We start from the raw sequence: 25,558 nt of genomic DNA on the forward strand, positions 1-25,558 counted from the left end.
TTTTGTGCTTTGTTTTTCTTGGGCTGCATCCAGTAAGCGGGGCACGCGTGCGTGTCTTGCTCGTCAATGCTTGTGGAGCCAGCATACGGGCCTGTTCTTTCCAGCCAGTTCAGATTTATAAGAGAGATTGAATGAATTGGTTTGTCTAGGTGGCGTGGAAGGCCATGCCACTGTTTGAAAGCGGAGTCTGGACGTGATTGTTTACGGTATTAAAAACTGCGACACGGTAAAAAAAGCGCGCAAGTTTCTTGACGAAGCAGGGATTGCCTACAGCTTTCATGACTACAAGAAAGACGGCGCTGATGCGGCTGTTCTAGAAGCGTTTGTCAAAGAGTTCGGCTGGGACACAATCTTGAACAAGCGCGGAACCACATGGCGCAAGGTGCCAGACGAGGTTAAGGAAACCATCGTTGATAGTGCAAGTGCAATGGCTCTGATGCTGGAAGAGCCATCTATGATCAAGCGCCCGCTGGTTCAGGCGAAAAACAAGCGCTTCGTCGGCTTTGATGCCAACAGCTGGGAAATGGCTATGGAAATGGGCGAGCTGGTTTAACAGCGACGTTCTGAAGTTCCGGCTCATTTGAGCATTTTGAATATCCAAGAGCGTTTCGGTGCGGTTCGCTAGCCCGAAACGCTCTAATCATAAGCATCGTTATTTCAAGGTTTCGATGTCGAACGCCTGAACGTCCTGCAGTAGTTTGATGAAGCCTTCTGCAGCACAGGTTAGTGAGGCACGGCCTTTCTCGGCAGTTGCTTTCAAAGCATTGCCCATAGCGCCGGTTTCGTTCAAATCCTCTGATTTCCAGCCAAATTGATGACGCCCGTGGGCGCGAAGGTACTGGAAGTTATCAATGTAATCGAGCTGCGTGGATTTGAAATCCTGCGCCTTGTCCATGCGCACAAGGTCCGGCCGTAGCGCCAGCATTATTGAGGTTTCAATATCGCCGCCATGAATGCCGTAGAGCGCTTCTTCCTTGGCATAAAGACCTTGAGGCTGGCCGAAACGGAGCCAGCTCGTTGCCACTGCCAGCATATTGTATTTGATGCGCAAGGAGCGGGTAACCGCTTCCATTAGCGCGTTGTTGCCGCCGTGAGAGCTTACAATCACCAGCTTGCGGATACCCGCACGGTGAACGGCGTCGCCAATCTGCTCCCACTGTTTCATCGCTGTTTCTGGCGAAAACGTCAGTGTGCCGGGAAATGAGATGTGCTCGTCCGAAACACCAATTGCTTGAATAGGTAGGAACGTTACCGGCAGATCCTCCGGAAGCAGGCTGATTGTTTCTGTAACTTGTCCTTCCGCGATCAGCGTATCGGTAACGACCGGAAGATGAGGGCCATGTTGTTCAATTGCCGCGATAGGCAAGACCGCAATCCAGTTATTGCCTTGAGCCTCAGCAAAGTCCTGTGTGGTCATTTCTTGCCAGTATGGGCGGGGCAACGCGATCATGAAGGGCCGATCCTACTTAACTTCTCTTAGAAAGGGGTTCGGGCACTCTATCCATTTGTCTTCCTCTCGTCATCTTGGAAGTTGGCGCTTGGCGGGTCGATACACCGGCTAAGCCTTAGTCGTTAAAATTCATCGGGTAGTAATGCGATCAGATCGGTGACGCCCGGATCAATGCCGTACTGGGAGAGCAGTGTGGTTATCTGCCCTCTGTGATGGGTTTGGTGGTTGAAGAAATGCATGAGCAATGCGCCGATTGGTTTGGCTTGCTCATCGCCCCTCATGTTCTGGTAGTACAAAGTTGAAAGCAGGTCGGCATCGTTCAACTCACTCGCATAATCGAGAATAATCGCGTCTATGCGTGCCCGCTCATTGATGAGGGGCTCTAGAGTTGCAAAAGGTTTTTCATCCAAGGATTTGTAGGGCTGCCGGGAGCGCAGTGGCTCAAGTGAAGCAAACTGTCTGGCATGGGAAGCATGACGGATCAGCCAGTTGGTGTCTCCCACAATGAGATGATTGAAAGTGCCCATAACAGATTTGAAGAATGCCCCACGGTCCGCATTCAGTTGTTCGTTGCTGAGAGCTTTGCAGCTATGGAGAAGCCGGCCATTCATCCAATGGTTATATTCTGCCATTTGTAGAACGTAGTTCTGGCTAATCATTGCACAGCACCCCTTACAACTTGAATTGACTTGGAAAAATACCCTGTCCGCTAAGTAAGTGTGATTTGATGAGGTTTGTCTAGAGATGTAGGTACATTTCCCTTTGGGTGTCTCTCGCTATTTTCTGCTGTGACATTTCAGTGAATCTGTGAGGGCAACCTAGGATCCTCCAATGTCCCGCAACTGCTCTGTCCTCAAGGCCATCGGTCTTGTTTCCGCCGCCTTCATGTTCTTTTCCATGTGCGACACCGCCGCAAAGCTCGCTGGCCAGTATGTGCCAGCGTTTCAGGTCGCCTTTTTCCGTTATGCAGTGCAGTTCATCGCTGCGTTCGTGTTTTTTAAGGTCTGGCAGAAGCCGCAGTTGCTTTACACAAAGCGACCGGTCGCGCAGCTGTTTCGCAGTATCTTGCTGTTGTGCGGCACAACCTTCAACTTCATAGCGGTTCGTCATTTGCAGCTGGCAGAGACGGGAACCATTATGTTTGCCTCCCCGTTTGTAATTGCCGCGCTCTCTGGTCCAATTCTGGGTGAATGGGCAGGGCCGCGCCGTTGGGCTGCGATTGTGGTTGGCTTCATCGGTATTTTGATTGTTGTGCAGCCGGGTTCAGGAGCCATGCACTGGGCAGCCATATTCTCGGTGTTGAGTATGTTGAGCTCCGCTGGTTACTTCTTGATGACCCGCATTCTTGCTCCAACCGAGAGCAATCAGGGCATGCTGGTTATTTCGGCGCTGGTTGGTACCGTTGCCCTTATTCCACCTGCATACACAAACTGGGTCGCACCGGATTGTTTTGAAGCGTGGGCAGCCTTGTTTATGGCTGGCGTGTTCGCATTTGTGGGGCACTGGTTCCTTACCGAAGCCTATAAGCTTGCATCGGCATCCGTTCTGGCGCCGTTCATTTATCAGCAGATTATCTGGATGGTTCTGTTCGGGTTCATGTTCTTTGGAGACATCCCGACCATTACAACGGTTATCGGTTCTGTGATCATTGTAGGTTCGGGACTTTATCTGCTTTACCGCGAGCGTGTTTCGTCAGACGAAACTGAGTAATCAAATCGTGAGTAACAAGGGGCGTTTGTTGCAGTTGCTAACGCTCGTCCCTTGTGAAACGTTTTATTACCCTATATTTGAAAACTTGCAGATTCTGCTGGAGGATAGGGGGCGAAACCGGTGGGCAACGGCAACAGGCGCCTTAAACTTGAAGACATAGCCAGAACGCTGGGGGTTTCCACGGCGACAGTTTCGTTGGCACTGCGAGACTCTCCTGCAGTAGCGGAAAAAACCCGCCTGCGCGTTAAGGAGTATGCCGACAAGGCGGGCTATATCTATGATCGCTCCGCAGCCTCTTTGCGCACTTCCCAGTCCAATATGATCGGCGTGGCGGTTCACGATATCATGAACCCGTACTTCGCAGAGGTCTTTCACGGGCTGGAAGAAGCGCTCGTGGAGAAGGGTAAGACCATCCTCATCTGTAATCACAAGGATGATCTTCAGCGCCAGCAGCGCTTCATTGATACTATGTTGCAGCATCGCGTAGATGGTTTGATTATCTGCCCGTCTATTGGAACCAAGCCTAACAACATCAAGCGCATTGTTTCACAAGGAATTCCGGTGACGCTGGTTTGCCGTGACCTTGCTGGCAGTGGTGCGCCGTGTGTGCGGGGCGATGATTACAATGGCAGCTACCAGATCACCAAGCATCTGATTGAACAGGGCCATAAGCGTATCGCCATGGTGGGCGGCCGTCGTGGCAGCTCTTCGGGCAAAGACCGTAATAGCGGCTGGCGACAGGCGCTGCTTGATGCTGGCCTTAATCCTGACGAGCAGATCGACATTCCTGAAGCAATGACCCAGAAAGAGGGGCAGGGGGCAGCGTTTGAGCTGGTACACTCCAAGCAACCTCCAACAGCGGTCATGTGCTTTAACGATCTTGTCGCTTTGGGTGTAATGTCTGCTGCACGGCGTCTTGGCATTCAGCCGGGACCGGGGCTTGCTGTTACCGGTTACGATGACATGGAAGGCGTGGGCAATAGAAGTCCGGCGCTTACGACTGTCAGTAACGGGGCAACGGAGATAGGCGAACTTGCAGCTCAGCTTATGCTTCGGCAGTTGAAGGGTAAGCCGGTGTCGCTGGATGTGCCGCTCGTGCAGCCGGTACTTCGTATTCGCGAAAGTGCGCCTCCTCCGGGTAAAACGCTGAAAGCTTTCTCTCCCGCATAAGTAAAATCCTAGAGTGCTGATTTACTCTTAGCTAAGCACAATCAGAGATTGTTAAGATTGGGCATGCTAGTTTTCTTCTAGTGTGTTCAGGCAGTTTGCCCAAAGAGTTCGGTACTAAAAATGCGTAGCAATTCATCGTCCAATCAGTCCGGTAATGAGCTGAAAATGCTAGGCTTCTTTGGTCTTGCGCTCACTTGCATTGTTTTGTTGGTCGGCTGATCGAGACTTTGCCGTTATCCGCGCGGCACTGCGTGCGTCGCCTTTCGGTTTGACTGCTTGTCGGATATGGTGTGGAAAACTACATAGCTCACGCCTGAGCGTTTTTCATTTATTGAACACTACTGCGGCCTCTCCCTGTCCCCGCGCTGAGGGGATTAATCCCGAGAACGATATGCCTAGAATGCCTTAGCGAGTACCTTGGCTAATGCGTTGATTTTCTACGAGTGTTTGAATAGGCGGCACATCGATTCAAACGCCGATACTTTTAAGGTTTATCTATGGTTTTAGCGGATCGTTCCAAATGGATTTGCTGGACCTTGCGAGCTATGCAACCTAAAAAGCTGTAGAGGCGAAATTAAAGGTAAATTAATGCCTCCACGGGGAGAATGTTTTTAGCAAAAATTGCTGAAAGGTTCTCGGGTATGAAGAAAACACTTCTTTCGCGTATTCTGAAGGCAGTTGTTGTTACTGGCGTTTTCAGCGTTGTTGCAACTGTTCCAGCTCGGGCAGAGTTGGTTGGCGGGGTTTGGTCGCTGTCGGATGTTTTGTCTGCTTCCACTTGTGAGATGGAGCTGCTGGCGTCTTCTGCTGAAAACGGTTTGGGCAACGCAATAACGACGGGCGACTGCCAGAAAATTTATGGCGAGATCTCCAAGGTCTCCGCATGGCGCTGGGACTATGAGGAAGGCTTGTCCTTGCTTTCTGATGAAGGGGATCAGGTGCTGCAGTTCGATCTGGATGAATTGGACGGATTGACCTCGGTTAAGCCGGAGAGTCGCTTCTTGATCTTGGAGCCGCTGCGTAGCTTGACGCTTTCCAGCCTTATCCGCCCAGCCTATTTCATCACTGCGCAGCGCTAGTAACCATCTGGAAAGTAGAAGCACCCGACGAGCGCCGGGTGCTATTGGCTTGGCTACTCGCCTAGGAACGCCCCGATGCGGGTAATAGCACGCTGGATGTTTTCTGCCGAGTTTGCATAGGAAAGGCGGATATAACCTTCGCCAAGCGAGCCAAAGTCAGGCCCGCCAACGACTGCAATACCCACTTCTTCCAGCAGAACCTTCGCCAGCTCTTTGGACTTCCAGCCAGTCTCTGTGATGTTCGGGAAAGCGTAGAACGCACCCATCGGCGTGCGGCAGGTGATGCCCGGCAGTTCGTTAAGGCCGTTGACGACGATCTTCCGGCGGCGGTCAAACTCCTCCATCATCGCGTCTACTGCAGTTTGCGGGCCTGTCATTGCGGCTAGGCCTGCGAACTGTGCAGGCGCGTTGACGCAAGACCAGCAGTTCACAGCAAGCTTGCGGGCTTTGTCGATCAAAGCGTCCGGCCAGACTGCATAACCCATACGCCAGCCAGTCATTGCCCAAGTCTTGGACCAGCCGTTCAGCAAAATGAGGCGGTCACGGATGCTTTCAAACTCCAGAAGGGATGTGTGCGCAAGACCTTCATAGGTCATGCGGGAATAGATCTCATCGGAAAGGATCGCCACATCAGGATGGGCTTCCAGTCCCTTTACAAGCTTCTCGATTTCAGAGCGCGGTGTAACGCCGCCTGTTGGGTTTGCTGGTGAATTCAGGATGATCAAGCGGGTTTTAGGCGTGATCAGAGAGAGTGTTTCTTCTGCTGAGAAAGCAAACTCGTTCTCTTCGCGGATCGGGATTGGAACAGGCTTGGCACCGGTGAACTCGATCATGCTGCGATAGATAGGAAAGCCCGGATCCGGATAAAGGATCTCCGCTCCCGGTTCGCCAAACATGAGAATGGCCATGAACATGGTGACTTTGCCGCCCGGCACGATAACCACGTTATCAGGGTTCGGCTCAACGCCAGAGTGGGTTAAAAGATCCTGACAGACCGCTTCACGAAGAGGTAAAATACCTGTCGAAGGTGTGTAACCGTGGTGCCCGTCTTTTAGCGCTTTCACAGCGGCTTCAACGATATGTTCCGGTGTTTTGAAATCAGGCTGGCCGATACCAAGATTGATGATGTCACGACCTTGGCTAGCCAGTTCTGTAGCACGTGCCAGAACGGCGAAGGCGTTTTCTTCTCCGATACGGTCGAAGCCGGACGTTGTTTTAAGCACGCTACTCTCCCCAGTGCCCACTGTTTTCTTAGTTGTATCCAACAGCAACTTTAGGTGGCAAGAGTGCTTGTGCGCTATACGGTGGTTTACTTCCGATCAAAACTGCATAGCCCACGGGAAATTTCCTAGAAACTGCAAATTAACTGACTATATTACCGGAAAGTTCTCATGAGGGATCCTTCCCCTTAAATACCCTCGATAAGGAGTATTCAATGTCAGAGGCTCCTGACACACGCATTCCCGTTACTGTGCTGACCGGTTACCTCGGTGCTGGCAAAACAACGCTTTTGAACCGCATTCTCACCGAAAATCACGGTAAGAAGTACGCGGTTATTGTGAACGAATTTGGCGAGATCGGCATCGACAATGACCTCTTGGTCGAGTCCGATGAAGAGATCTTTGAAATGAACAACGGCTGCATTTGCTGCACCGTGCGTGGCGATTTGATCCGCACCGTAGAGAACCTTATGAAACGTAAGGGTTCTTTTGACGCGATCCTCGTTGAAACCACCGGTGTTGCTGATCCAGCGCCTGTTGCCCAGACCTTCTTCATGGATGATGACGTACGCGCCGCTGCAAAGCTGGATGCTGTTGTTGCTGTCGTGGACGCTCGCCATGTGCTTGAGCGCCTGAAGGATACGGAAGAAGCTGAAGACCAGATTGCGTTTGCTGATGTGGTTCTGATCAACAAAACCGATCTGGTAGACGCTGATCAGTTGGCAAAGGTTGAGGCGACTGTACGCAAGATCAACCCGTTCGCGCAGCTTTATCGCAGTGAGCGTTCCAACGTTGATCTGGCAGCCGTTCTTGATCGCGGTGCGTTTGATTTGCAACGCATTCTCGATCTGGATCCGAAGTTCCTTGAAGGCGTGTCACACGGCCACCATCACCATGATCACGATCATGAGTGCGGCCCTGATTGCGACCACGATCACCACCACCACGGCCATCACCATCATCATGACCACGATCATGAATGTGGCCCTGATTGCGATCATGGTCATCACCACCATCACGAAGACCCGCATTCGGTCCGTTCTATCTCGCTGCGCGCCGGTGAGTTGAACCCGCAGGTTTTCTTCCGCTGGATCAACGAGGTAACCCAGATTGAAGGGCCTAACATCCTGCGTATGAAGGGTATTTTGGCGTTCACCGATGATCCACAGCGCTATGTCATTCAGGGCGTTCACATGATCGTTGAAGGCGATCATCAGCGCGACTGGGTTGAAGGTGAAGCGCGTGAAAGCCGTTTGGTTTTCATTGGCCGCGACCTGAAAGAAGACGCGTTGAAGCAAGCTTTTGAAGCTTGTCTGGCCTAAGGGGGAACCGTGGTTACAGTTGCTCCTTTAGAGGTGGAAGGCTTCGTTGTTACCGCAACATTCCTTGGCGATACAGCTGCATTTGCACTTGGTGACGGAACGGTTCGTTTTCTGAACGGGCCGGAATCCATCACGCCTGTTTATCAAGACGGCTTGCTGTGCGCGGCGCGTACGCTGGATGGCAAGGCGCTCGTTACAGGTGGTATGGACGGTAAAGTTTACCGCGTTACAGCTGATGGTAATGCGGAGTTTGTTACCGAGCGCGCGCGTAAATGGATTGACCTTATTGCCTGTGGTCCGCAAGATGCGATTGCCTTTGCATCTGGCCGCACAGCATGGGTTCGTCAGAAGAACGGTGAGGAAAAGGAATTCCTTCATCAGCGCGCTGTTGGCGGTTTAACCTTTGCGCCCAAGGGTATGCGCCTTGTTACAGCACGCTACAACGGTGTAACGCTGTGGTGGGTGAACGCTGGTGGCGATCCGCAAGAGCTACACTGGGATGGAGCCCATTCTGGTGTCATCTGCTCTGATGATGGCAAATACATCGTCTCTACTATGCAGGAAAACGCGCTGCACGGCTGGCGTTTGAAGGATAATCAGGACATGCGCATGACCGGTTATCCCTCAAAGGTGAAGAGCGTAAGTTGGTCTGCCAAGGGCAAGTATCTGGCAACTTCCGGCGCTCAAGCCGCGATTTTGTGGCCGTTTACCGGTAAAACCGGTCCGATGGGCCAGCAACCGCTACAGCTTGGTGCTCGCGGGGATTCCATGGTCAGCCAAGTGTGTTGTCACCCTAAAGAGGAAATGCTGGCGATCGGTTATCAGGACGGTATGATAATGGCAGTGCGTTTTGAAGATAACGCGGAAGTGCTGCTGCGCCGGCCGGGTGAAGGCGCTGTTAGCACCATGTGCTGGGACAAGAGCGGCACCCGCCTAGCCTTTGGCACAGAGAAAGGTGGAGCGGGGATTATTTCGCTCACTTAACCGTTAAACGAGAGTGGGGAGACGATGATAGGCCGCCTTTTAGCCATCTGCATTGGTGCATCCGGTGCCGTCTTCTCCTCTCAGCTTCCTGAGTTTTCCCAGCAATATCGCCAGCGGATGGGCGGGGCAATTGACGCCTTGAAAGAGGTTCAGGTTGCCTTCGAGCAGGACGCTGCCCAGTTTTCCATGAGTGTTTCGCAGGCACTGGACCATATGAAGGCCAGCGCGGACGGGTTTGTTCAAGAACGGGCAGAAAGTGTATCTACCGCCTTACAACGTCTTGAAAGCCTTGAAGAACAACGCGAAGCTATGGCAACAAGTGGAAGCTATGGGCGGATTTGGACGTTTGTTCGTTCGCCCGATGCCCAGCTGAGCAAGGCAACTTGGAGCAATTTCGAGCCAGCTGTGCCCGTAACCGTTGAGGGTTTGACGATAGCAGGGCTTGGCTTTGCTGGCGGGCTTGGGGTTTATTGGTCACTTGCTTTGGGTGCGCGGGGAGCACGGGCGAGAGCCAAACGAAAAACAGGGGTAACAAGTAGAAGAGCTGTTTAAAGCCTCAACTGCTTACAATCGGGAATAAATCAATTGGAAACACGGGCGTCTAACAAGGGCATGGTCGTTGCTCCGCATATGCTTGCGGCAGAGGCGGGGGCGGAAATTCTGGCAAGTGGCGGCACCGCATTTGATGCGATGATTGCAGCAGCTTCTACAATTGCCGTTGTTTATCCTCATATGAACCATGTTGGCGGTGATGGCTTTTGGCTGATTGCCGAGCCGGGACGTCCGCCAAAAATCATTGAAGCGTGTGGTCCGGCAGCGGCGCGGGCGACCATGGAGGCCTACCAGAAGCGTAGGCACGGAGTGATACCACCACGCGGGCCGGTGGCCGCGTTGACTGTGCCCGGTGCTGTGAGTGGCTGGGAAATGGCGCACGAAGTAGCCACCGCCGTTGGTGGGGGATTACCGCTTCGCGAGCTGTTCGCTTTTGCTATCAAACACGCCAAGGAAGGGGTGAAGGTAACCCGTTCTCAGGCTGCGCTGACCGCTCAAAAACTCGATGAGTTGAAAGACGCGCCCGGATTTTCCGATGTATTTTTGATAGATGGCGAAGCGCCTAAGGAAGGCGATGTGCTGCGTCAGGAACGCTTGGCTGACACGCTGGATCATCTAGCGCACGAGGGCCTTAGCGAATTCTATCGCGGGGATATCTCCGTCAGTATGGCCGATGATCTGGAGCGCATTGGTTCTCCGCTGCGCCGTGAGGATCTTGAAAAGTATGGCGCGCGCATGCGCGCGCCGCTTCAGGCCTCGCTTAAGTGCGGAACGATCTTCAACGCACCGCCTCCTACGCAGGGTCTGGCATCGCTAGCGATCCTCGGCATCTACGACCGGATGGCGAAGTGCCGTCCTGAATCGAAAGAATATTTCCATAGCCTGATCGAAGCGACAAAGAAGGCGTTTATCGTTCGTGATCGCGTTGTCACCGATCCGAAGTTCATCGACGAAGACATCAAGCAGTACCTCACTGATGACTGGCTGACCAAGATCGCTCTTGATATCGATATGAAGCGTGCTGCACCGTGGCCGCATGTTGCCAAGAAGGGCGATACCGTTTGGCTTGGTGCGATTGACAGTCAGGGCCGCTCGGTTTCTTACATCCAGTCTATCTATTGGGAGTTCGGCTCCGGCTGCGTACTACCTAAGACCGGTGTGCTGATGCAGAACCGCGGTGCATCGTTCTCGCTTCATCCCGAGGCGCTCAATCCATTGATGCCGGGTCGTTTGCCGTTCCATACGCTGAACCCTGCAATGGCGCGCCTTGATGATGGCCGCACCGTTGTTTACGGCACCATGGGCGGTGAAGGGCAGCCACAGACGCAGGCGGCGATTTTCACCCGTGCTATCATGAATGGCATGGAACCAGCCGAGGCCATTGACGCGCCGCGCTGGCTACTTGGCCGAACGTGGGGTTCTGAAGTGAACTGCTTGCGTGTAGAAAAGCGCTTTGACACCGATATTCTGAACCAGCTTGACCGCTTGGGTCATGAAATCGAAGTGCTGGATGAAGACTATTCTGACACGATGGGTCATGCTGGTATGATCCACGGTTTGCCAAAGGGGCAGCTGCTTGGCGCACACGATGTGCGTTCAGATGGCGGTGCCGCTTGCCCATAGCGCTTTAGGGAGAGAAGGGTATATGGATACAATCACGCGCATTCGCTGTTTTCTGACAGTGGTTGATACTGGCGGATTTTCAGCGGCAGCACGTACATTGGGTCGGTCCAAAGCCCTTGTTTCCAAATATGTTGGTGAGTTGGAAGACGAGCTTGGGGTTCGGCTTCTCAACCGCACAACACGCCAGATCTCGCTGACAGAGGTAGGGCAAGCATACTACCGTGAGGCTGGTGAGCTGCTGCAACGCTTTGATGATCTGAAAGACTCCGTTCAAACTGATCATAAGGAAGCGCAGGGCACGCTTCGCGTTTCCGCGCCTCGCTCCATCGGAGACCTGTTTTTAACGCAGGCCATGGTCGAGTTTTTGCAGGAGCAACCCAAGATCAAGCTGGATCTGGCACTGGAAGACCGCTTCGTCGATATCGTTGAAGAAGGGTATGACGTTGCCATTCGCATTACCGAGCTTGCCGACTCCAGCCTAATTGCCCGCCGTCTGCATGACTTTAGAACGGTCATTTGCGCAACGCCGGAAGTGCTGGAAAAGTACGGTGTGCCGGGCCATCCCAGCCAGCTTTCCAAGGTGCCGTGCATCATTGATACCAATCGGCGTACCAGAAAAAGCTGGATATTCATGGATGGGAACGAGCGCTTTTCCGTGAACGTTGATGGGCCGATTGAGGTGAATAGTGCAACAACATCGCGCCGCGCTGCTATGGCCGGTCTTGGCTTCTTGGGTACTCCGGAGATGTTTGTTCATCGCGAGCTGCAAGAAGGCGCTCTTGTGCGTGTGCTGGAGCCTTTTGAGGTGACGGGGCTTGGCATTTATGCCGTCTATCCGCATCGCCGTCACTTGTCCGGCAAGGTGCGGGCCTTTGTTGACTTCATGGTGCGGTGGTTCAAGGAGAAAGAGCGGGACGGAAGCTGCCCGAACCTTTCCAAGCAGCACCGCGAAGAGGCGGGTTAAAGAAAAGAGCGCGCAAGGAACTGGTCTTGCGCGCCCTTTGTATCTTTGATTGACTAGCTTTTAGCGCTGCAGAATTTCTTCTGCCAGCTCGTCCGCAACAACGCTTGTTGGGCGACCTTCGGCAGCCGAGCGCTTGAAGATCTCCGTTAGCGTGTTGAAGATATTTTCTGTTTTCTGGCGCACGTGGTCGTCGCTGTCGCCAGCGCCGGCCAGAGCGATAGAGATCACACCGCCAGCGTTGATGGCATAGTCTGGCGCGTAAAGTATGCCGCGCTCAAACAGGACGACGCCGTCCTCTGTTGTTTGTAGCTGGTTGTTTGCAGCACCTGCCACGATGGGTGCTTTAATTTGCGGAATAGTGAGTGTGTTCAGTCCTGCGCCCAGTGCGCATGGGGCAAACACATCACAGTCTGCAGCGTGTGCTGTGTTGGGCGCGATGGATTGGGCACCAAACTCATCACAGGCCCGTTGTACGGTAGTCTCGTTGATGTCGGAGACTATAAGCTCAGCGCCAGCAATGTGAAGATGGCGTGCAACGGTGTAGCCCACGTTGCCAAGGCCTTGTACCGATACGCGTGCTCCCTTGAGATCATCCGTTCCGTTTTTGAAAGCAACAGCCGCTTTGATGCCTTCAAACACTCCAAGCGCGGTGTAAGGCGATGGGTCTCCCAAACCCGTTGCCTCTGTGCCCTTGGCAAATGGTGTCTGACTGCCGATGATTTCCATATCGGCTGCGGTAATGCCTACATCCTCCGCTGTAATGTAGGTGCCGCCCAAACGGTGCACATGACGACCAAAAGCTCTCAGCAGCTGAGGCGTCTTATGCTCTCGCGGGTTTGCAATGATAACTGACTTACCGCCGCCAAGGTCCAGTCCGGCCAAGGCGTTTTTGTAGCTCATGCCCTTGGAAAGGCGAAGCGCATCGGTAAGGGCTTCTCCCGTATTGCTGTAGGACCACATGCGACAGCCACCCAGTGCAGGGCCGCGCTTTGTGTTGTGGACCGCAATAATCGCCCGCAGGCCGCTCTCCTCATCGTGAGCGAAAACAATGTTCTCGTGCCCATCGAATTCAGGATGGTCAGCCGGCGTTGCTGCTTCGGCGATTTGTATGCTTTTTTGGATAGGTGCGTTCATGTTCCCCTCTAACGATCGACCTAGCATGGGGAATTATATCGCTGACGCTGCGCAAATTTTGGTCTATTTTGATCACTGCAAAACCTCAATCGAAAGGAATATGCGTAATTTTGCATATCATGAGAAAAATGTGCCGCGATCAATTTTGAGCGTGACTTTTTCTTGCCTTTTTTGTGATGTTTTTGCCTGTCGGATTTTCTCAAGCTGCTGGGTACCTCAACTGTGATTCTCTTTGTTCGCCTGATGGCTCTGTCGGGTTTGGCGTTTCTTATGTCTGCGCCCCTTGCCATGTCTCACCCGCATATTTTTGTCGAAGCGCGGGCAAAGCTGATCTTTAACGATGAGGGGTACCTGACCGAGATCGAGCATTCGTGGCTGTTCGATGATCTTTATGCGGCCTTTGCCTTGCAGGGTCTCGATGCCAACGGCGATGGTGAGTACTCCCGCGAGGAGCTGGCAGAGCTGGCGCTTGAAAATACAAAGGGTCTGGAAGAGTTCGGCTATTTCACGTTTGGCGATGATACTCGCGTTGAGATGGACTTTAATCCGCCGCATAGCCAGTGGATGCAGGTTCGCTCCGTGAAGCTCGACGACTACTTCATGTTCTCTGAAGAAGACCGCAAGGCGATTGAAGAGGTGCGGGCGCAGGGGCTGGAAGTTCCTGAGGATGATCGCATCAACCTAGTGGAACTCAACTTCACCCTGCCGCTCAAAGAGCCAGTGAAGGCTGACCGCACTTTGACCGTGGATGTGTACGACCCGACCTACTATGTGGAGTACACTTGGCCGAAGGATGGAGTTGGCGCGGTTTCCTACGTTAACTCACCGGGTGCCTGTGAAGTGCAGCTGGTTTATCCGCCGCAACTTGATTTCGAGATTCGCCAAGCGCTTGCACAGATTGACGAGAACACCCGCGCGGTTCCTGAAGAGCTGCAAGCCTACGCCGAGCAGATGGTGAACCAAGCTATCGTTCAATGTACTGATCTCATGGCGACCGCAGCTACTGATGACACAGTTCCTAGTGAAGGTGCAGGCGAGCGTGGATCAACGAACGCTGTTGCAGCAATCGAGCGTTCTTTCCCGCGTTCTGGCGCTGCTCCTGATCCTCGTGCTTCTTCTGCAAACGATAGCGTCTATTCCAAAGTGGTTGGTACGATTGCCCGCTACCAAAATGAGTTCTATCTCAAGCTCACCGGTGCGCTGCGCCAGTTCCGCGTCAATCCGGATGCTGGCTGGCTGCTGATCGCCCTTAGCTTTGCCTATGGTATTTTCCACGCCGCTGGGCCGGGCCACGGTAAGGCGATTATCTCTTCTTATGTGCTGGCAGATCGGCAGACCCTGCGCAAAGGTATTGTTCTATCCATGGCCTCAGCCTTCGCGCAGGGTGTAACAGCAATCGCAATTGTTGGCGGCGTGGGCATTCTTCTCGGGCTGACATCCATTGCCATGACAAAGACAACCAAGTGGTTTGAACTAGGCAGCTATGTTCTGGTGTTCCTGCTTGGTGTGCTGATGGTCTGGAACAAGATTATCCGTCCAGTGCTCTCGAAGAATAAAGCGGCGGCGCATTCCTGTTCCCATCACGGTCATGACCATAGCCATCATCACAACCACAGCCATGCTCACGATCATGACCGCGATCACGGGCATCACCATGATCATCATCATGGAGAATGTGGTTGCGGCCATTCTCACGTGGCAAGCCCTGAAGACATCAAGGATACGCCTCTGACATTGATGAACGCATGGTCGGTGATTGCCGCTATTGGCGTTCGTCCGTGTACTGGTGCTCTTGTTATTCTCGCGTTCGCGTGGTCTCAGAACCTGCTTTGGATTGGTGTGCTGGCGGTACTGGCCATGTCTATCGGCACCGGCATCACTGTTTCCGCTCTTGCAAGCCTTGCTGTGGTAGCGCGTGAAGGTGCCTTGAAGATTTGGGGCAATACCTCTTCCGGCACGATGACTGTCTACCGCGTGTTTGAAGGCGCCGGTGCCTTGAGCGTACTGCTGATCGGCACGCTGATGATGCTTGGCGGCTTCGGGCTCTACTAAGCTCAAGATGGCCACAGGCGTTTTGTCTGTGGCCTGATACGAGAATCACCAGCTCCAATTTTCACCAAGTGAGTGATTTTCATCGCCTTCCGTGAAGGGGATGGGCATTGCTTTCGCATCTGCACAAAATTAAGGCAGGATTATTGACGTATGTCTCAGGCCGCCTTTGCAGACTCAAAACGCAACGCCCAGAGAAAACGTTAATGAGTGATCGCAAGTTAAACGGATCTCTCGCGCATGTTACCTATGTATTTCTGGATATGTGTATGCAGCATTGAAAAATCATTGCTGAATATTTGTTTTTAAGTTGCTGGAATAAATAGTTTTCTTCCTCTTAGGTCGCCACGCCTGATTGATTGTATAAATAAAACAGAAGTAGTGCGCTGAACTGTGATATTTTTGCGGTTTTTGTAATTAATGAAAAGATAGTCGATGTGAAAATTATCGATTATTGCTTTGTGCATTGTGCTGGAAACTACAAAATTTCGACAGTGCCAACGCTGCCATTAAGCTTTCGCTTTTCGATTGCACTTAAATAATTCGTTCAATTCCACGTAGTTTTGCTTGTAAGTAGTTATGTCATCCTATTAGAAACAGGTATGGCTGGTTCGGTGCTGATGTAGCGGACCGGGCTCAAAATTTAACATGGACATTCATTCTCAGGTAACTCGTGGGAGGAGTTTAAAATGGATCGTCGTAGTTTTCTGAAGAAAGCTGGTCTGGCTGCTGGTGCTACCGCTGGTGCTGCTACTCTCGCCGCTCCTGCAATTGCACAGGGCAAGCGCGAACTGAAAATGGTCACAACCTGGCCAAAGAACTTCCCAGGTCTTGGCACCGGCGCACAGCGCGTTGCTGACCGCATCACCAATGCTTCTGACGGTCGTCTGACTGTTAAGCTTTTTGCTGCAGGCGAACTCGTTCCTGCATTTGAAAGCTTTGACGCTGTTTCCAGCGGCACTGCAGACATGTACCACGCTGCTGAGTACTACTGGCAGGGCAAGCACAAAGCATTCAACTTCTTCACTGCAGTTCCAATGGGTCTGACAGCGAACGAGCTGGACGCATGGATCAACGTTGGCGGTGGTCAGGAACTGTGGGACGAGCTGTCCGCTCAGTTCAACATCAAGCCATTCATGGCTGGTAACACCGGCCTGCAGATGGGCGGTTGGTTCAACAAAGAAATCAACAGCATCGAAGACCTTAAGGGTCTGAAAATGCGTATGCCGGGTCTTGGCGGTGAAGTACTGCGTCGTCTGGGTGCAACTGCTGTTGCTCTGCCAGGTGGTGAAATCTTCCCTGCGCTGCAGTCTGGCGCAATCGATGCAACCGAGTGGGTTGGCCCATGGAACGACCTTGCATTCGGTTTCTACAAGATTGCTAAGTTCTACTACAACCCAGGCTTCCACGAGCCAGGTGCAGGTCTGTCTTGCGGTCTGAACAAAGACGTTTGGGAAAGCTTCAGCCCAGCAGATCAGGCTCTTGTTGCAGACGCTTGTAAGGCTGAAAACAACTACATGTACTCCGAGTTCAACTGGAACAACGGTTCTGCGCTTGAAACTCTCGTGAACAAACATGGTGTTCAGCTGAAGCGCTTCCCAGATGCAGTATTTGATGCAATTGCGGGCGTATCTGAAGAAGTAGTAGCAGAAGTTGCAGGCGAAGACGATCTGTCCAAGCGCATCTACGACAGCTACATCAAAGCTCGTAAAGACGTAGGCGGTTGGGGTGACATCTCTGAAGGTGCATACCTCGAAAACCGTAAGCGCGTTCTGGGCTAATCGCGTCTGACCGAATTTTGAGGCTTCCCGCGTTTGCGCGTGGGAAGCCTCACCTTTAAGGCCGGACCGTTTTTCGGTTCTCCCTATAACAAGCAAGCTCTGGTGTGGTGCCCTCGGGCCCTTGGCAAAAGCTGCGAAAAAAGAGGCGGGAAAATGCGCGCCCTGATGAACCTTATTAACTCCTTTAACAGCGCTGTAGGACGCAGCTGTGCGTGGTTAACGCTCGGCATTGTTCTCGTGCAGTTTATCGTTGTTCTAATGCGGTATGTTTTCGGGATCGGCTCCATCTGGATGCAAGAATCCATCACATACATGCACGGCTTTTTGTTTATGCTTGCAGCTGCCTACACGCTCAGCGTGGACGGGCACGTGCGCGTAGACATTTTCTATCGCGAGGCGGCTCCTAAAAAGAAAGCCCTCGTCGATCTGCTTGGTTCCATTTTCTTCCTCATCCCGATGTGCTGCGTCATCATCTATGTGTCGTGGGACTACGTTGCTGCTTCCTGGGCCATTCTTGAAGGCTCTCAGGAGACCTCGGGTATTCAGGGTCGTTACCTTCTCAAGAGTGCGATTATCGGCTTCGCCGTCATGATGGCGCTGCAAGGGCTCTCGATCGTAATCCGTGGTGTCTTGGCGCTTAAGGGGGACAAGGCTGCACTGAACAGCTTCATAACAAATAATAATGCGCACTAGGGGCTGGTTTGATGGAAAGCATTACTCATACTCTTGATATTTTGATGTTTGCTGCTGCCTGTCTTCTGCTCATGGCAGGCTTTCCAGTAGCATTCACACTTGCCGGTGTTGCCCTTGCTTTTGCTCTGATCGGGTCGTTCTTCGGCGCGTCCATTACGCTTGGTGCAATTCCTAGCCGTATCTTCGGCACAATGGTCAACGAGACCTTGATTGCAGTTCCGCTCTTCATCTTCATGGGTGTTATGCTGGAACGCTCCAAGGTTGCGGAAGAACTGCTCGAAACAATGGGCCGTCTGTTCGGCCGTATGCCGGGTGGCCTTGGTATTTCCGTTTCCATCGTGGGTGCGCTTCTGGCTGCGTCCACCGGTATTGTTGGTGCAACGGTTGTGACCATGGGTCTGCTGTCGCTGCCAACCATGCTACGCAACGGTTACAGCCCGCGTATCGCTTGTGGCTCTATCGCTGCATCCGGAACTTTGGGCCAGATCATTCCGCCGTCTATCGTACTCGTCTTCCTTGCTGACCAGCTTTCTAACGCATATCAGACCGCTCAGCGTGAAATGGGTAACTGGTCTCCAGAGCCATTCTCTGTAGGTGACCTTTTTGCCGGCGCATTGCTTCCGGGCCTTGCGTTGGTGGGTATGTACATCGCGTACCAGCTGTTTGTTGCATTCACACAGCCGCATAAATCTCCGCCAATGAAGGTAGAGCCGGGCGAGGCGCCGACCATATCTCAGGTTCTGCATGCGCTTATCCCGCCAATCGCTCTGATTATTGCGGTGCTTGGTTCCATTCTGGTGGGTATTGCAACGCCGACTGAAGCTGCTTCTGTTGGTGCTGTGGGCGCTCTGCTGCTGGCTGGTTACCGTTTGAACGAAGACAAGCCTTGGCCGATCTACATTGCGGTTCTGGGTTTGGTGGCCGTTCTGGCGCTGACATTCTCTATGGACCTGCGTATTGCTCGTAGCGAAATCCCGACTACCGATATGATTGGTATCGTGGCTGCTGCTGTGTTCTGTGCAGCGCTGGCTTGGGGCATCATCGTTTCTCTGTACCGCGTGCTGGCCAACAAGGTTCTGGTTCCTGTGATGCAGTCCACCACACAGATTACCTGTATGGTGTTCGTGATCCTCATCGGTGCGACCTTCTTCTCCCTGATCTTCCGTGATCTGGGTGGTGAAGAACTGGTGAAGGAAATCCTGACCGGTATTCCAGGTGGTGCGATTGGTGCGATCATCGCTGTTATGCTCGTGATGTTCGTTCTCGGCTTCTTCCTCGACTTCCTTGAGATCGTGTTCGTTGTGGTTCCTCTTGTTGCGCCAATCCTGCTGCAGCTGGAAATGCCAAACGGTGAGCCGATGAACCCAGCATGGCTGGGAGTGATGATGGCTGTGAACCTGCAGACATCGTTCCTGACACCGCCGTTCGGTTTCGCGCTCTTCTATCTGCGCGGTGTGGCTCCGCCAACCGTGAAGACCTCGGACATCTATATCGGCATCATTCCGTTTGTGCTGATCCAGATCCTGATGTTGGTTATCCTGTGGTACTTCCCGACGCTGGCGACATGGTTGCCGAAGGTGATCTACGGGTAACGGGTAAAACAAGACAAAGAGAAAGCGCGGTTTCGACCGCGCTTTTTTTTGTTTACGACTGGAATGCAATTGGAGGAGGACGCCTATGATTTTCTACATCACGCCCATCTATGCAGGCGTATTAGCGCTGCTGTTTCTCTGGCTTTCATACAAAGTCGTGGCAGCGCGGCATGAGACCAAAATCTCACTCGGTCATGACGATGACAGGATGATGCTCAAGCGCATGCGGGCGCACGCGAACTTTGCAGAGTATGTGCCGCTAACGCTGTTGCTGATGTTGATGATGGAGATGATGGCAGCCTTCGCATTTGTGCTGCACGGCATCGGCCTGTTGTTACTGGCGGGCAGGGGACTGCATGCGTTTGCGCTTACAAGTAAGCCGCAGAATCTCAGGCTAAGAGCGCTCGGTATGATGTGCACGTTTACAGCGCTTGGCATTGCCGCAGCTTCGTGCATTTTGATGCCGTTTTTTGAGCTGGAGCTTTAAGCGCTCCACTCCACATCGCAGGAAAGCATGTAGCCAGCACCATAGACAGTGCGGATCAAAGCGCCGGTTTCTTTCGTTGTCAGCTTTTTGCGAACGCGGGAAATGCGCACGTCAATGGCGCGGTCCATGCTTTCATCAGCACCGCTTGCATCCAGCAATTGATCGCGTGAAAGGACACGGCGCGGAGATTTAAGCAGAGCGTTTAGAACAGCAGCTTCACCAGCCGAAAGGTAGGTTTCTACCCCTTCCTTGGTGCGCAGCAAGTGAGATGCCGGTTCAAAGCTCCAGCCGGAAAAGCGGGCAACTTTATCTGCGCTTTGTGTAGCCTGTGGTTCAGGCGCGCTACGGCGGAGGAGCGAGCGCACGCGGGCAACGATCTCACGCGGATCAAACGGCTTGGTAACGTAGTCATCTGCGCCTAGTTCCAGCCCGATAACGCGGTCTGATGAGTGATCGCGGGCGGAAAGAACAAGGATAGGCAGAGAGCTTTTTTGGCGAACGCGTTCAATAAGCGCCATCCCGTCAATATCGGGCAGTCCGAGGTCGGTAATGATGAGGTCTGGCTGCTGGTCTTGGCCTTCGAAAAGGTTTATCAGCTCCATACCGGAGGCGAGATCACGCGTTTCGAAACCGAAGGAGTTTAGGGTTTCCGTCAGCAGGTCGCGGATTGCTTCTTCGTCATCGACGATAGCGATAAGGTTGTTTGAGCTGGAAAGACTCATCGTTCCGTCAGCTCCTTCAATACATGTGCGAGCTGTTTCAGCTCGAAAGGTTTTTCAAGTTTTAATGCCAGACCTGCATTTCTGCTTGGTTCTGCCTGATGATAGCCCGACATCAGCGCCACCCCGATCTGCGGCATTTCCTTGGATAGCGTCTCGAATAACTCAAGGCCGTTCATGCCATCTGGCATGATGATGTCTGAAAGAACTGCCTGCACCTGAGGTGTCTGACGGGCAAGCTCCAAGGCATCTTCTGCGCTATCGCAATGCAGGACGCTGTATCCAATGGATGTGATTTGCTCGATCAATACTTTAGCGAGGTCAATCTCATCTTCAACCAGAATAACCAGTTCGCCGTTGCCATTTGGTAGAGTGTCATCGGCCACGGCATTGTCTGGCGAGCTCGCTGTTCCTTGAGGATGGGCGATTGGCAAAATTATTCTGGCAACAGCCCCTTGTTTGCGGCGGTTCTTGAGTTCGGCAGAGCCGCCTGATCTGGTCGCGAAACCGTAGACCATCGAGAGGCCGAGGCCACTGCCGTTCCCGAAGGTTTTCGTCGTATAGAACGGTTCGAACACGCGGCTTTCTTCGTTCTCTGAAAGGCCCGTGCCAGTGTCTCGGCATTCGATCAAAGCATAGTCGCCGGGTGTAATAGACATGCTTTGCGCATCGCGGTGGCCGATCTCCACTTGCTTCATGGAAATGGAGAGCTCACCGCCTTCAGGCATCGCATCACGGGCATTGATCGCAAGGTTTACCAGAGCGTTGTCAAAGAGCACCGGATCAATCTTCGCAAACAGCTTTTCATCCGGCAGGGCCAGCGTCGTCTCAATGCTTTTGGGCAGTGAGGAGAAAATGAGATCGCAGGCACCTTTCACCGCGTCGTTGAGACTGGTGTCCACCGCCTCTGCGCTGCTTCCTCTTGCGAAGGTCAAAAGCCTGCGGGTGAGTTCAGCCCCGCGGTTTCCAGCATGAAGGATTGGAGAGAGGTGCTTTTCTACCGTTGCCGCTAAAACCTGCGGATCATCGATCTTTTCGGTTAGCTGCTTGGCATTGCCAATGATGATGGAAAGCAGGTTGTTGAAGTCGTGAGCCAGACCGCCTGTCAAAACGCCTACCGCTTCCATGCGCTGGGATTGTAGCAAGCGGTTTTCGCTTTCCTTCAGTTCTGTGGCATCAACCGAGAGCACAAAGCAGCCAAGGATGCGGCCATCTTTGGTTCTATCGGGTACAAGCGTGGAGCGCATGTAGGTACGGTTACCGCGTCTGTCCGGCTTGGCGTATTCATAGGAAACAACGTGACCTGCAAGGGCCTCGTTAATGTGCGGTTCCATAACGGCGAACAGCTCATCTCCCGTCACATCGCGCACCGGCTTGCCAATGATAGAGGTTGGCGACTGGTTGAACCACATCGCGTACGGCGTGTTGGCAAAGCGGTACTTTGGGCCGGGAGCGATGTAGCAGATGAGGGCTGGAACCGTATCTGTTACGAGGCGCAGCCAATCTTCACTCTTCTTCAAAGCGCGTGTGCGTTCAGCAACCGTTTCCTCAAGGTGCTTCTGGCGTTGACGCTCAAGGGTTACATCTGTGTAGGTGGTAACAAAGCCGCCTTGGGGCAGAGGACCGCCTTGAATGAGCACCACCTGTCCGCTTGGTCTTACGCGTTCAATGGAGTGGGGCTCAAACTTCAGCGCACGGTCAATTCGCAGCTGGATATGTTCGTCAATATCGCCGTCGCCATATTCGCCGCGCTCGGCGTTCACACGGAAGAACTCCTTGATGTGGGTTCCGCGCTGGATCAGCTCTCTTGGGAAGTCGAAAAGCTCATAGAGAATAGAGTTGCTGGCTACCAACTTTAGGTCAGAATCAAACACCGAAAACCCCTGATTGAGGTGATCGAGCGCAGATTGAAGCAAGTTTAATTGCTGCAACTCTTTATGTTCTTCTCGAATCTTATCTTTTTCTTCCATACTAAAGTAGACCGGCAATAGGCATAAATGGCTGAATTCCGCAATTGTTGCAGCGCAACTGCAATATTTCGAAACAATCTTCTCATATTGACGAAATGAAATACTACTAGCCTTTGTGATATCACGTACTTGGGCGGAAAGAAGTGCAGGAGGGAGACTTGCATTTCTGTAGGTGAGGATCATTCCGCCAATTGCGAAGAGGAAACGCTAGACACCCGTTTCGGGTGCGATTGGGGGAACGCAATGGATAGTCCATCCTATCGCGATGGGGACACTTTTCCTAAGCTCCTGCTGCAAAACGCGAAGCAGCTGGCGAAGCAGCCAGCATTCCGCGAGAAGGACTACGGAATCTGGCAGACGTGGACTTGGGAGGACGCGCTTGTCGAAATTCGTAATCTGTCCTTGGGCCTGCGGGAAAAAGGGCTGAAGGCGGGCGATAAAGTTGCCATCATCGGTTCCAACAGGCCTCAGCTTTACTGGGGTGTTGTTGCTGTGCAGGCGCTTGGTGGTGTGCCTGTGCCGCTTTACGCCGACGCCATTGCCGAGGAAATGTCCTACGTGCTGCAGCATGCAGGCGCGCAGATGGCTCTCGTTGAAGATCAGGAGCAGGTCGATAAGGTTCTGGAAATTTCCGAGGAGCTGCCGGACCTATCCTACCTTGTCTATGAAGACCCGAAGGGCATGCGTGACTACGATCACGGCAAAATGAGTTCCTTGAAAGGTGTCCAGCAAGCGGGCGAGGAAGCTCTTTCCGCCAATCCTTCACTGGAAGCAGAGTGGCTTGCTGGTATCGAGGCAACCAAGGCCGATGACCTTGCTGTTATGCTCTACACCTCTGGTACGACAGGTCGGCCTAAGGGTGTGATGATCACCTTTGATGCGCTGGTTACGACTGCCCGCGTTGCTAACGAATTTGACGGGCTGGATTCCAGCGAAAGCACGCTTGCCTACCTGCCTATGGCTTGGGTTGGTGACCATGTGTTCTCCGTGGCGCAGTCTTACACCGCTGGGTACTGCGTGAACTGTCCGGAAAGCCTTGAGACTGTTCTGACAGACCGCAAAGAGATTTCTCCAACTTATTTCTTCGCGCCGCCGCGCGTTTTTGAAGGCTTACTGACGCACATCATGGTGCGCATGGAAGATGCCAGCAAGACGAAGAAGCGCATGTTCGACTACTTCCTGAAAGTAGCGAACCGTGTGGGCGAGCCTATTTTGAACGGCGAGCAGGTCTCTTTCACTGATCGCATGCTTTACCGTCTGGGCGAGTTCTTCGTTTACGGTCCGCTCAAGAACCAGATGGGCTTTTCTAACATCAAGGTGGTTTATACCGCTGGTGAAGCGATCGGGCCTGAAATCTTCCGTTTCTACCGCTCGCTTGGTTTGAACATGAAGCAGCTTTACGGTCAGACCGAAGCGAGTGTGTTCATTACCGGTCAGCCGGATGGAGAGATCTATCCTGATACGGTTGGTAAGCCTTACAGCTGTGTTGAGCTGAAAATTGCTGATAACGGTGAGGTTCTCTACCGCTCGCCGGGTACCTTCAAGGCGTACTACAAGAACGAGGAAGCGACCCGCGAAACCAAGGATGAAGATGGCTGGGTGAAGACCGGCGATGCTGGCATCATTCTTGAAAACGGACACCTCAAGATCATCGACCGTGCCAAGGACGTTGGTAAGCTGAACAACGGCAAGATGATTGCGCCTAAGTACATCGAGAACAAGCTGAAGTTCTTCCCGAATGTAAAGGAAGCTGTTGTCTTTGGTCACGAGCGCGATTTTGCGACCGCCTTCATCAACATCGATCTGATTGCCGTTGGCAACTGGGCAGAGCGCAACAACATTGCCTACGCATCCTATCAGGAGCTGGCTGCGCACCCTGACGTTTACAACATGATCCAGAGCCACGTTGACGAGGTGAACCAGAGCCTCAACGACGAGCCAATGATGGCTGGTGCCCAGATCAAGCGTTTCCTTGTGCTGCATAAGGAACTGGACGCCGATGACGGCGAACTGACACGCACCCAGAAAGTACGCCGCCGCTTTATCTCTGAGCGCTACGAGCCGCTGATTGAGGCCTTCTATGACGGCAGCACCAGCAAGCACGTCGTGACCGAGGTGAGCTTTGAAGATGGTCGCCGCGGCACCATCGAAGCGACGGTCGAAATCAGGGATATGGAAGTCTACGGCGAAGCGGCTGAAAGCGGTGCCATGGAGGCAGCTCAATGAACGTTCTCGTAAACCCAACAGGCGCTATGAACGGCGCGGAGAAGGAACGTGAGGTTCTGCTGGATCTTGAAAACGTATCCCTTTCCTTTGGCGGCGTTAAAGCGATTACCAACATCTCCTTCAATGTGATGAAGGGCGAGATCCGCGCCATTATTGGCCCTAACGGTGCTGGTAAAACATCCATGCTCAACGTCATCAACGGCTTCTACCAGCCGCAGGAAGGTGTCATCACCTTTAAGGGCGAAAAGCGCAGCTCTATGAAGCCGCACCTCGCGGTGTCGCAGGGCATTGCGCGCACGTTCCAGAACGTGGCGCTGTTTAAAGGCATGTCTACGCTGGACAACATCATGGCTGGTCGTGCGGTGCACATGAAACGCAACATGTTCTGGCAATTGCTGCATTACGGGCCTGCGCGTGACGAGGAAATCGAGCACCGCAAGCGCGTGGAGGAAATCATCGACTTCCTCGAAATCCAGCACATCCGCCGTACGCCGGTGGGCAAGCTGCCATACGGCTTGCAAAAGCGTGTTGAGCTGGCACGAGCCTTGGCCATGGAGCCGGAGCTGCTGCTTTTGGACGAGCCGATGGCCGGTATGAACCTTGAAGAGAAAGAGGACATGAGCCGCTTCATTGTGGAGGTCAATGAGCAGCTTGGAACCACCATCGCGCTTATCGAGCACGACATGGGTGTGGTTATGGACCTTTCCGACCGCGTGGTGGTGCTGGATTACGGCCGCAAGATTGCGGACGATGTGCCTGAAAAGGTTCAGCAAAACCAAGAAGTTATTGATGCCTATCTTGGCGTTTCACACTAGGGGGCGGCCGTGGAACTG

22 protein-coding genes are annotated in these 25,558 nt (G+C 53.0%); 16 read left to right on the top strand and 6 right to left on the bottom strand.

The window, feature by feature from the left end; translation table 11 throughout:
• The first annotated feature begins 187 nt into the window (after positions 1–187).
• Complete coding sequence (locus E1162_RS06500) at positions 188–553, top strand: ArsC family reductase (protein ID WP_155128465.1); 366 nt, start codon at positions 188–190, stop codon at positions 551–553.
• A gap of 99 nt (positions 554–652) precedes the next feature.
• Here the strand turns inward: E1162_RS06500 and E1162_RS06505 are convergent, their stop codons facing one another.
• Positions 653–1,450, bottom strand: coding sequence for a creatininase family protein (locus tag E1162_RS06505; RefSeq protein WP_257098709.1), 798 nt, complete (start codon positions 1,448–1,450; stop codon positions 653–655).
• 122 nt (positions 1,451–1,572) lie between these two features.
• Positions 1,573–2,109, bottom strand: a complete 537-nt coding sequence (locus E1162_RS06510) for a DinB family protein (protein ID WP_155128467.1) — start codon at positions 2,107–2,109, stop codon at positions 1,573–1,575.
• A gap of 172 nt (positions 2,110–2,281) precedes the next feature.
• Between E1162_RS06510 and E1162_RS06515 the strand changes: the two genes are divergently transcribed.
• From E1162_RS06515 to E1162_RS06525, 3 genes are all read left to right on the top strand, one after another.
• Positions 2,282–3,160, top strand: coding sequence for a DMT family transporter (locus tag E1162_RS06515; RefSeq protein WP_155128469.1), 879 nt, complete (start codon positions 2,282–2,284; stop codon positions 3,158–3,160).
• A 120-nt stretch (positions 3,161–3,280) separates the two neighbouring features.
• Positions 3,281–4,330 carry a LacI family DNA-binding transcriptional regulator gene (locus E1162_RS06520; protein WP_371311832.1) on the top strand — a complete coding sequence of 350 codons (1,050 nt, stop codon included), beginning with the start codon at positions 3,281–3,283 and terminating at the stop codon, positions 4,328–4,330.
• 641 nt (positions 4,331–4,971) lie between these two features.
• Positions 4,972–5,409: an AprI/Inh family metalloprotease inhibitor gene (locus E1162_RS06525; protein ID WP_155128471.1), complete on the top strand. Its 438-nt coding sequence runs from the start codon at positions 4,972–4,974 to the stop codon at positions 5,407–5,409.
• Positions 5,410–5,462: 53 nt separating this feature from the next.
• Here the strand turns inward: E1162_RS06525 and E1162_RS06530 are convergent, their stop codons facing one another.
• Positions 5,463–6,632: a pyridoxal phosphate-dependent aminotransferase gene (locus tag E1162_RS06530; protein ID WP_371311833.1), complete on the bottom strand. Its 1,170-nt coding sequence runs from the start codon at positions 6,630–6,632 to the stop codon at positions 5,463–5,465.
• Positions 6,633–6,844: 212 nt separating this feature from the next.
• Between E1162_RS06530 and E1162_RS06535 the strand changes: the two genes are divergently transcribed.
• From E1162_RS06535 to E1162_RS06555, 5 genes are read left to right on the top strand one after another with little or no spacing between them, the layout of a single operon-like run.
• The gene (locus tag E1162_RS06535) at positions 6,845–7,951 is read left to right on the top strand and encodes a CobW family GTP-binding protein (RefSeq protein ID WP_155128475.1); all 1,107 of its coding nucleotides are present in this window, start codon (positions 6,845–6,847) and stop codon (positions 7,949–7,951) included.
• A 9-nt stretch (positions 7,952–7,960) separates the two neighbouring features.
• Positions 7,961–8,935, top strand: coding sequence for a WD40 repeat domain-containing protein (locus E1162_RS06540; protein ID WP_371311834.1), 975 nt, complete (start codon positions 7,961–7,963; stop codon positions 8,933–8,935).
• 24 nt (positions 8,936–8,959) lie between these two features.
• Positions 8,960–9,487: a DUF2937 family protein gene (locus tag E1162_RS06545; RefSeq protein ID WP_155128477.1), complete on the top strand. Its 528-nt coding sequence runs from the start codon at positions 8,960–8,962 to the stop codon at positions 9,485–9,487.
• 33 nt (positions 9,488–9,520) lie between these two features.
• On the top strand, positions 9,521–11,110 hold the full coding sequence (locus E1162_RS06550; RefSeq protein WP_306455018.1) for a gamma-glutamyltransferase family protein: 1,590 nt from the start codon (positions 9,521–9,523) through the stop codon (positions 11,108–11,110).
• A 22-nt stretch (positions 11,111–11,132) separates the two neighbouring features.
• On the top strand, positions 11,133–12,074 hold the full coding sequence (locus E1162_RS06555) for a LysR family transcriptional regulator (RefSeq protein WP_155128479.1): 942 nt from the start codon (positions 11,133–11,135) through the stop codon (positions 12,072–12,074).
• Positions 12,075–12,134: 60 nt separating this feature from the next.
• Here E1162_RS06555 and E1162_RS06560 read toward each other — a convergent pair whose 3' ends face one another.
• Complete coding sequence (locus E1162_RS06560) at positions 12,135–13,208, bottom strand: Glu/Leu/Phe/Val family dehydrogenase (protein ID WP_155128481.1); 1,074 nt, start codon at positions 13,206–13,208, stop codon at positions 12,135–12,137.
• Positions 13,209–13,430: 222 nt separating this feature from the next.
• Between E1162_RS06560 and E1162_RS06565 the strand changes: the two genes are divergently transcribed.
• From E1162_RS06565 to E1162_RS06585, 5 genes are all read left to right on the top strand, one after another.
• A complete protein-coding gene (locus E1162_RS06565) occupies positions 13,431–15,260 on the top strand; it encodes a HoxN/HupN/NixA family nickel/cobalt transporter (protein WP_371311835.1) in 1,830 nt (609 codons plus the stop codon).
• Between the two features lie 686 nt (positions 15,261–15,946).
• Positions 15,947–17,038, top strand: a complete 1,092-nt coding sequence (locus E1162_RS06570) for a TRAP transporter substrate-binding protein (RefSeq protein ID WP_155128483.1) — start codon at positions 15,947–15,949, stop codon at positions 17,036–17,038.
• Positions 17,039–17,191: 153 nt separating this feature from the next.
• Positions 17,192–17,731: a TRAP transporter small permease subunit gene (locus E1162_RS06575; RefSeq protein ID WP_155128485.1), complete on the top strand. Its 540-nt coding sequence runs from the start codon at positions 17,192–17,194 to the stop codon at positions 17,729–17,731.
• Between the two features lie 11 nt (positions 17,732–17,742).
• Entirely contained in the window at positions 17,743–19,323 is a 1,581-nt protein-coding gene (locus tag E1162_RS06580; protein ID WP_155128487.1) for a TRAP transporter large permease, read from the top strand.
• An 85-nt stretch (positions 19,324–19,408) separates the two neighbouring features.
• Positions 19,409–19,810, top strand: coding sequence for an MAPEG family protein (locus E1162_RS06585; protein WP_155128489.1), 402 nt, complete (start codon positions 19,409–19,411; stop codon positions 19,808–19,810).
• Here the strand turns inward: E1162_RS06585 and E1162_RS06590 are convergent.
• Together E1162_RS06590 and E1162_RS06595 are read right to left on the bottom strand one after the other, a co-directional pair.
• Entirely contained in the window at positions 19,807–20,532 is a 726-nt protein-coding gene (locus E1162_RS06590) for a response regulator transcription factor (protein WP_155128491.1), read from the bottom strand. The two genes, E1162_RS06585 and E1162_RS06590, sit on opposite strands and share 4 nt — an antisense overlap.
• On the bottom strand, positions 20,529–22,499 hold the full coding sequence (locus E1162_RS06595; protein WP_155128493.1) for a PAS-domain containing protein: 1,971 nt from the start codon (positions 22,497–22,499) through the stop codon (positions 20,529–20,531). Before E1162_RS06595 ends, E1162_RS06590 begins: the two co-directional genes overlap by 4 nt.
• A gap of 243 nt (positions 22,500–22,742) precedes the next feature.
• On the opposite strand from E1162_RS06595, the gene E1162_RS06600 reads away from it, so the two are divergent.
• Both E1162_RS06600 and E1162_RS06605 read left to right on the top strand, forming a co-directional pair.
• Positions 22,743–24,725 carry an AMP-binding protein gene (locus E1162_RS06600; RefSeq protein WP_155128495.1) on the top strand — a complete coding sequence of 661 codons (1,983 nt, stop codon included), beginning with the start codon at positions 22,743–22,745 and terminating at the stop codon, positions 24,723–24,725.
• Entirely contained in the window at positions 24,722–25,540 is an 819-nt protein-coding gene (locus E1162_RS06605; protein WP_155128497.1) for an ABC transporter ATP-binding protein, read from the top strand. Before E1162_RS06600 ends, E1162_RS06605 begins: the two co-directional genes overlap by 4 nt.
• Positions 25,541–25,558: the final 18 nt, after the last annotated feature.

It is taken from the genome of Pseudovibrio flavus (assembly GCF_009711345.1).
In the GTDB taxonomy this organism is placed as follows: Bacteria; Pseudomonadota; Alphaproteobacteria; order Rhizobiales; family Stappiaceae; genus Pseudovibrio; species Pseudovibrio flavus.

Excerpts from the sequence above, each read along its gene's own strand:
- E1162_RS06600 (WP_155128495.1), top strand. The coding sequence starts at position 22,743 with ATGGATAGTCCATCCTATCGCGATGGGGACACTTTTCCTAAGCTCCTG.
- E1162_RS06605 (WP_155128497.1), top strand. The coding sequence starts at position 24,722 with ATGAACGTTCTCGTAAACCCAACAGGCGCTATGAACGGCGCGGAGAAG.
- E1162_RS06510 (WP_155128467.1), bottom strand. The coding sequence starts at position 2,109 with ATGATTAGCCAGAACTACGTTCTACAAATGGCAGAATATAACCATTGG.
- E1162_RS06595 (WP_155128493.1), bottom strand. The coding sequence starts at position 22,499 with ATGGAAGAAAAAGATAAGATTCGAGAAGAACATAAAGAGTTGCAGCAA.
- E1162_RS06545 (WP_155128477.1), top strand. The coding sequence starts at position 8,960 with ATGATAGGCCGCCTTTTAGCCATCTGCATTGGTGCATCCGGTGCCGTC.
- E1162_RS06570 (WP_155128483.1), top strand. The coding sequence starts at position 15,947 with ATGGATCGTCGTAGTTTTCTGAAGAAAGCTGGTCTGGCTGCTGGTGCT.
- E1162_RS06575 (WP_155128485.1), top strand. The coding sequence starts at position 17,192 with ATGCGCGCCCTGATGAACCTTATTAACTCCTTTAACAGCGCTGTAGGA.
- E1162_RS06560 (WP_155128481.1), bottom strand. The coding sequence starts at position 13,208 with ATGAACGCACCTATCCAAAAAAGCATACAAATCGCCGAAGCAGCAACG.
- E1162_RS06555 (WP_155128479.1), top strand. The coding sequence starts at position 11,133 with ATGGATACAATCACGCGCATTCGCTGTTTTCTGACAGTGGTTGATACT.
- E1162_RS06535 (WP_155128475.1), top strand. The coding sequence starts at position 6,845 with ATGTCAGAGGCTCCTGACACACGCATTCCCGTTACTGTGCTGACCGGT.
- E1162_RS06585 (WP_155128489.1), top strand. The coding sequence starts at position 19,409 with ATGATTTTCTACATCACGCCCATCTATGCAGGCGTATTAGCGCTGCTG.
- E1162_RS06515 (WP_155128469.1), top strand. The coding sequence starts at position 2,282 with ATGTCCCGCAACTGCTCTGTCCTCAAGGCCATCGGTCTTGTTTCCGCC.
- E1162_RS06580 (WP_155128487.1), top strand. The coding sequence starts at position 17,743 with ATGGAAAGCATTACTCATACTCTTGATATTTTGATGTTTGCTGCTGCC.
- E1162_RS06525 (WP_155128471.1), top strand. The coding sequence starts at position 4,972 with ATGAAGAAAACACTTCTTTCGCGTATTCTGAAGGCAGTTGTTGTTACT.
- E1162_RS06590 (WP_155128491.1), bottom strand. The coding sequence starts at position 20,532 with ATGAGTCTTTCCAGCTCAAACAACCTTATCGCTATCGTCGATGACGAA.
- E1162_RS06505 (WP_257098709.1), bottom strand. The coding sequence starts at position 1,450 with ATGATCGCGTTGCCCCGCCCATACTGGCAAGAAATGACCACACAGGAC.